The organism is Jannaschia seosinensis, from assembly GCF_001408515.1.
GTDB classification, from domain to species: Bacteria; Pseudomonadota; Alphaproteobacteria; order Rhodobacterales; family Rhodobacteraceae; genus Jannaschia; species Jannaschia seosinensis.
Genome location: NZ_CYPR01000093.1, coordinates 1 through 6547 on the forward strand (window position 1 = coordinate 1; position 6547 = coordinate 6547).

General features: G+C 61.7%; 6 protein-coding genes and 1 pseudogene. 4 read left to right on the forward strand and 3 right to left on the reverse strand.

Annotated features, from left to right (window positions below; translation table 11 throughout):
- The coding region (gene istA / locus JSE7799_RS07380) for an IS21 family transposase (protein ID WP_144431606.1) at nucleotides 1–1185 on the reverse strand (1185 nt) is incomplete at its 3' end.
- A gap of 160 nt (nucleotides 1186–1345) precedes the next feature.
- Nucleotides 1346–2341 carry a LacI family DNA-binding transcriptional regulator gene (locus JSE7799_RS07385; protein WP_245624827.1) on the reverse strand — a complete coding sequence of 332 codons (996 nt, stop codon included), beginning with the start codon at nucleotides 2339–2341 and terminating at the stop codon, nucleotides 1346–1348.
- Between the two features lie 144 nt (nucleotides 2342–2485).
- On the opposite strand from JSE7799_RS07385, the gene JSE7799_RS07390 reads away from it, so the two are divergent.
- The 4 genes from JSE7799_RS07390 to JSE7799_RS07405 all read left to right on the forward strand — a co-directional run bounded on the left by JSE7799_RS07390 (nucleotide 2486) and on the right by JSE7799_RS07405 (nucleotide 5982).
- Nucleotides 2486–3016, forward strand: a complete 531-nt coding sequence (locus JSE7799_RS07390; protein WP_055663035.1) for a gluconokinase — start codon at nucleotides 2486–2488, stop codon at nucleotides 3014–3016.
- The gene (locus tag JSE7799_RS07395; protein WP_055663036.1) at nucleotides 3013–4020 is read left to right on the forward strand and encodes a TRAP transporter substrate-binding protein; all 1008 of its coding nucleotides are present in this window, start codon (nucleotides 3013–3015) and stop codon (nucleotides 4018–4020) included. Before JSE7799_RS07390 ends, JSE7799_RS07395 begins: the two co-directional genes overlap by 4 nt.
- 68 nt (nucleotides 4021–4088) lie before the next feature.
- On the forward strand, nucleotides 4089–4661 hold the full coding sequence (locus tag JSE7799_RS07400; RefSeq protein ID WP_055663037.1) for a TRAP transporter small permease subunit: 573 nt from the start codon (nucleotides 4089–4091) through the stop codon (nucleotides 4659–4661).
- A gap of 1 nt (nucleotide 4662) precedes the next feature.
- Nucleotides 4663–5982, forward strand: coding sequence for a TRAP transporter large permease (locus JSE7799_RS07405; protein WP_055663038.1), 1320 nt, complete (start codon nucleotides 4663–4665; stop codon nucleotides 5980–5982).
- 190 nt (nucleotides 5983–6172) lie between these two features.
- Here the strand turns inward: JSE7799_RS07405 and JSE7799_RS07410 are convergent.
- Nucleotides 6173–6547 (reverse strand): annotated as a pseudogene (locus tag JSE7799_RS07410) (integrase core domain-containing protein); the annotation flags it as partial.

Genomic DNA, 6547 nt, shown 5'->3' on the forward strand with positions numbered 1-6547 from the left:
CGGCAAGTCCCATTCCGCCAGAGGTGCTGCCTGATCCAAAGCGTTGATCTTGCGCTCGATTAGCGGCAGGTAATGCATTGGATCAAAGACCATGTCCTCGCGACCGTAGCAGCGGGGATGGCGTGCGATGACTTCACCACTGCAGCCGATAACGACCTGATCGACATAGCCCCTGATCCAGACGTCGCGGTGGCCGTAAGCAACCGGCACGGAATAATCGTTGGTCTTGTAGCGCACCAGCGCTTGGGAGCTGACCCGTCCGGTGGTCTGATCGCAGGCGTCGAATGGCGCGGCCGGCAGGTCGGCCATCGCGGCCAGGTCCCGCGCGAGACGTTGACCGATCGTCTCGGACTGGCCCCGCAGGACATCTGCTTGGCGCCTGCGGCACTGCTCCNCCAGATGGGCGTTGAACGCGTCCCAGGTTGCGACCCGCGGGATCGGCACCATGAAGTTGCGGCGGGAATAGCCGACCAGCCCTTCCGCGTTGCCCTTGTCGTTGCCCTTTCCGGGCCGCCCGTAGCGGTCGCGGAACAGGTAATGCGACAGGAACCCGCTGAAGAGCGTGGCCCGCTGACGCGTCCCGTCCGGCAGGATCTTCGCAACCAGACAGCGGTCGTTGTCGTAGAGGACCGATGCGGGCACCTTGCCAAAGAACGCGAAGGCGTGGACGTGGCCATCAATCCAGGCTTCCGCTGTCGCCGCGGGATAAGCGCGCACAAAGCAGGCATCGCTGTGCGGCAGGTCCATGACGAAGAAATGCGCCTTCTGCTCGACGCCGTCGATGATGACCACCGCCTCGCCAAAGTCGGCCTGGGCATGACCGGGCGGATGCGCCAGCGGCACGAACATCTCTCGGCCGCGCCGCTCGCGCTCCCGCATGTAGTCCTTCACGATCGTATAGCCGCCGGTGAAACCATGCTCATCGCGGAGCCGTTCGAACAACCGCTTCGCCGTGTGCCGCTGCTTGCGATGGACCTCGCGATCGCCATCCAGCCAGCCGTCGATGATCCCGGTGAACCCGTCCAGCTTCGGCCGCTTCACGGGCGCCGTTCGCCGGTATCCTGGAGGAATCGAGAACGCCAACATCTTCTGAACGCTGTCGCGCGAAATCCCGAAGTGATGCGCCGCCGCCCGCTGGCTCATGCCCTCCGCACAGGCCAATCGCACCTTACGATACAAGTCCACGGTGAAAATCCTCCCGCCCTCCCTGCCGCCAGAGAGGGTAAAGGTGGACGACTTTTACGCCGCCCGCAGCAGGCTCATCCCGCCGCTACCGTGGCAGACTTTTGCACCGCCGTTCTCACCTTCCCAATGTACCGGCGAGCTTCGACACCTCATCTTGTGTTCAAATGCGACGGGTGCTGTCGCGTGCGACGAGAGACCATTTGAGATCGATAACGGAATTGGCCGCCTTAACTCCGGAAAGGCGGTCGATAATAATCTTGGCGGAAGTCTCGCCCATTGTCCGTCGATGGGTTCGGATACTCGTGATGGTGGGAAAAGCGGATGCCATCACTTCGAGATCGTTAAAGCCGCAGATGCCGAACTCCGGTCCGACGCGCAGTCCAGCCCTTAATGCGGCGAATTGAGCGCCCAGTGCGAGGTCGTCATTATTGCAGAAAACGGCGTCAGTTTCAGGGGCCGATGCGCGCTGGCGTTCGAAAAGCTCACCGCCGAGCCGGACGCTAGAGGGCTCTGGAGTGACGACTTCGCGGCCCTGCCAAGAAAGTCCGGTCTCGATCAGAGCCTGTCGGAACCCCGTGCGCCGACGTTCGGAACGGGGATCCATTCGCGCGCCCAGAAAGGCCGGAGCACGATATCCCTGCGCCAGAAGGTGCTCCGTCGCCGCGCGGGCGGCGTCGCTATGCGAAAATCCGACAATCATATCCACCGGGTCCGGAGCCGTCTCCATGATTTGGACCACCGGGCAATCGGCGCGTTCAAGCAAAGCGCGGGATCGTAGTGACTGATCGATGCCGGCCACGATCAAACCCGCGGGACGTTGGCTCAGGAAGATGCCGATCAGTTCCTCTTCGACGGATGCCTGATACCGCGTATTTCCGAGCTGAACGGAGAACGGGGTCTCGGCCACCGTATCGTAGAGGCCAGTGAGCACGTCCGAAAACACGCTATTCGTGATCGAGGGGACAAGCACACCGATCACGTCGCTGCGGCGGGACGCAAGGGTGCGAGCGGCGGGATCGGGCAAATAGCCAAGTTCGGCGACGGCCGCGGCAATGCGCGTCCGCAACTTCTCGGAGACCATATCGGGCCGCCGCAAAGCGCGACTGACCGTGATCGTCGACGTCCCGACCTGCCGCGCGACATCGTTCAGCGTCACGCGGGTGGACCCTTTTCTCCTGCCATTCGATGGAACTGTCCTCATGGGAAAGGCTATCCTTGACCGATGATAGCGCTGTCAATAAGCATTGCGCCGATGACAACGCTGTCATGCGTGCTGGCGACTGTGAATGGGGGAGACTTGGTGCGGAACATTCTGGTCATGGGCATCTGCGGAACGGGCAAGACGACCCTTGCCGGTCGGCTGGCCGAACGACTGTCCTGCGCCATGATCGAAGCGGACGAGCATCACGCGCCCGAAGCCATCGCTCGAATGGCGCGAGGCGATGCTCTGACCGATGTGGACCGTTGGGGCTGGCTCGACCGTGTCGGTGCCGCGGCGCATGATACCGGGGTCCAAACCGTCATTGCGTGCTCTGCGCTGAAGCGGGCTTATCGGGCGCGCTTGGCCGAGCGATTGGGTGCACTCGACATCATTTTCCTGCACGGCACACGCTCGCTGGTGGTCGCGCGGATGTCGCAACGCACGGCCCATTACATGCCGACAAGCCTGATCGACAGTCAGCTTGCCGTCCTCGAATTGCCCGAGGGACAGGACGTTCTGCCCCTCGACATCGCGGACCCGCTTGATCGTATGGTCGACGCGGCACACGATTTCGCTACGCGGCCGCGCCAGAGCGCACGGCCGTTCATTCCACAGGGAGGAAAACCATGAAGACTCTTACGATCACCGCCTTGCTCGCCATGAGCACCGCAACAGCAGCCTTGGCACAGGACATGACCCTGCGCTTCCAGTCGTCGGATCCGGCGGGCAACCCGAACTTCCAGCTACAGAAACAGTGGGCCGAAAGCGTCTCGGAGAAGACCGACGGCGCTATTGAGGTCGAAATGCTGCCGGTCGAATCGATCGTCGCTCATAACGAGACGCAGGACGCCATCGCGGCCGGTATCCTCGACGGGCACGTCACGGATACATCCTATTTCGCAGGCAAAGACGCGGCGTTCGGTCTGATCGCCAATCCTGTCGGCGCCTATGGCGATCCGCAGGAAATGCTCGACTTCATGTATGAAGGCGGCGGTGCGGAGCTTATGAACGAGCTTCTGAACCCCTATGGTCTGCAGTTCATCGGTGCGACGACCCCAGGCCTCGAAGCTTTCGTATCAAAGGTCCCCCTCGAAGGCGTCCACGACCTGCAGGGCCTGAAACTGCGCGCGCCCGAAGGGCTTGTGCAGCAGGTGTTCGCCGCCGCGGGCGCGGCCCCGGTGAACTTGCCCGGATCGGAGGTCTTTACCTCTCTCGACAAGGGCGTGATCGACGCCGCGGACTATACCGTGTTTTCCACGAATCAGGCGCAGGGCATGCACGACGTCGCCCCGCATCCTGTCTATCCCGGCTTTCACTCGCTGCCGCTGGTCGAGATCTCGATGAACAAGCAGAAGTGGGACAGCCTCACCGAAGAACAGCAGACCGCGCTGTCAGAGTCGGTGGAGGAATTCTCGCAGCTGCAGGTCTCGACCCTGAAGGAAGCCGACGAGAAAGCACTGGAAGAAGCCCGGGCGTCCGGCGACATCACGGTGCATGACTGGCCCGAGGAAGAGCGTGCCAAGTTCCGCCAGATTGCCCGGGGCGAGTGGGAGAAAGTCGCCCAAGGATCGGAAAATGCGCAGAAGGTGTATGACACGCTGACTGCATATCTGATCGAACAAGGTCTGATGTAAGATCTGACCGACTGCGGGGCCGGTCCTGTCAGAGGGGCCGGTCCCCGTTCATGCGCGAGGGGGCAGGTATGGCCGAGGCAGAAGACAACATCGAGCACGGCGCGAGCGAGACCCCGCAGCGCAATGAGGGCGCGCCGATTCCGCAGGCGGGCCCACTGGGGCGGATCATCTCGCAGGGCGGGATCGTGTTCGCCCTCGGCATCGTCGCGGCCGCGGCAATCCTGATCCAGGAGGTCGTCCTGCGCTATTTCTTCAACGCCCCGACCACGTGGGCGCACGAGACGACGATCTTCTTGTCGGGCATCGCCTTCCTCTACGGCGGGCTCTACTGCGTCTCGCGCGACAGCCACATCCGCGTCGTGCTGATCTATGACGCTATCCCGCCACGGGCACGGCGTGGCTTCGATGTCTTGATCTCTTTCATCTGCGCGCTGTCCTCTGCCATGTTCGCCTATGCCGCCTGGATCATGGTCGGCCGAGCCGCCTTCACGCCGTCCGGAGAGTTTCGCCTCGAACGATCGGGTAGCGCCTGGAACCCGGCCTTCCCGGGCATGATGAAGATCTTCCTCCTGATCGTTCTGGTCGTGATGGCGGTCCAGTTCCTCATCCTCACGATCAACTACGCCCGCGGGAAACGCTGATATGGAAGTCTTCGGATCGCTACAGGATCTCGGCGTCGAGACCGCAACCTATACCATGTTCGGGATGCTGCTGGTCCTTCTCGTCACAGGCATCCCGCTGGCATTCGTGACGTTGCTCGTCGCCCTGATTTTTGCCCTGGGCTGGTTCGGACCGATGGCGGTCCCGCTGATCACAAGCCGCGTCTATTCGTTCGTGACGTCTTTCGTCTTCGTCTCGGTGCCGATGTTCGTTCTCATGGCGGCGATCCTCGACCGCTCGGGAATTGCGCGGGATCTCTTCGATGCAATGAAGCTGGTCGGCGGGCGTCTGCGTGGCGGCGTGGCGATCCAGACGATCGTCGTTGCCGTCATTCTTGCGGCCATGTCGGGTATCATAGGCGGCGAAATCGTTTTGCTGGGTCTGATTGCCCTGCCGCAGATGCTCCGTCTTGGCTACGACCGCAGGCTCGCCATCGGCGTGGTCTGCGCCGGCGGGGCGCTCGGTACTATGGTCCCGCCCTCGATCGTGCTCATCATCTACGGCCTGACCGCGAATGTCTCGATCGGCGATCTCTTCAGCGCCTCCTTCCTTCCGGGCCTCATGCTCGCGGGGTTCTACGTCGCCTATGTCCTGATCCGCGGCTACCTGAACCCCGAAGCCGCTCCGGCCCTTCCCCCCGACACCGAGACGACTAGCGCCGAAAAGCTGAAACTGCTCCGTGGCCTGATCCTGCCAATTCTCGTGGTCATCGGGGTGCTGGGCTCGATCTACGGCGGCATCGCCAGCGTGACTGAAGCCTCGGCCGTGGGCGTGTTGGGCGTCACCTTATCGACCATCTTTCGGGGTGAGTTCACCCTGACGCTGATGAAGGGCGCCGCGCTTCAGACGCTCCAGACCGTGGGAATGATCGTTTGGATCGGTATCGGCGCTTCGGCTCTCGTGGGCGTTTTCAACCTGATGGGCGGGCTCGACTACATCCAGTCGCTGGTCGCAAATATCTCGGACAACCGTCTCTTCGTGCTGCTGTTCATGATGGCGATCCTGTTTCTTCTGGGAATGTTTCTGGATTGGGTCGGGATCGCGCTTCTGGCGATGCCCGTCTTCGTCCCGATCATAACCGATCTCGGCTACGACCCGGTCTGGTTCGGAGTGCTGTTTTGCATGAATATGCAAGTCAGCTTCCTTTCGCCGCCCTTTGGCCCGGCAGCGTTCTATTTGAAATCCGTTGCTCCACCCGACATCAGTCTGGGAGAAATATTCAAATCGCTGCTTCCGTTTATCGGCTTGCAGATTCTGGCGCTCGCTTTGTTAATTGCGTTCCCTGGAATTACCGGACGATAAAGCAGCCGAGCGTTGGCGAGAATTTCGAATCTTTTATAGAGAATATTTTTTGTACATGTCCTGTCCGGGACGATCACACAGGCCCTCGCCGCTCGGCTCTCTTCATCGCAAGATCAATCTTGCGCGGGGTCTGCGACGGGGGGGGTGACGTGCTCCCTCCCTGCCGTTCGTCTAAGACTCGACGCCACCTGTCACATCCTGGAAGGTAGTATGGCTGTTTCTTGAACAGCTCTGGCTTGATTTTGTGCCAGTCCTTCATGGCCTGCAAGGGCGCCTTGCTGGCCAACGCTGATTGCGGGAGCTGCTGGTTGTAGAGCCAGACGTATCGGTGGAGCGTGGTCTCCAGGTCCTCGCCTGATCGGAAATGGTGGCTCTGCAGGACCTCTTCGATCCGGCCGTTGAAGCGCTCGACCATTCCGTTGGTCTGCGGCGACTTCGGCGGGGTCAGGCGGTGGTCGATGTCGAGGGCGGCGCAAAGCGCGTCGAACGCGTGCTCTCCCGTGGCAGTCCGCTTGCGCAGGCCGAAAAGGCGGTCGGTGAACTCCTTGCCATTGTCGGTGAGAAT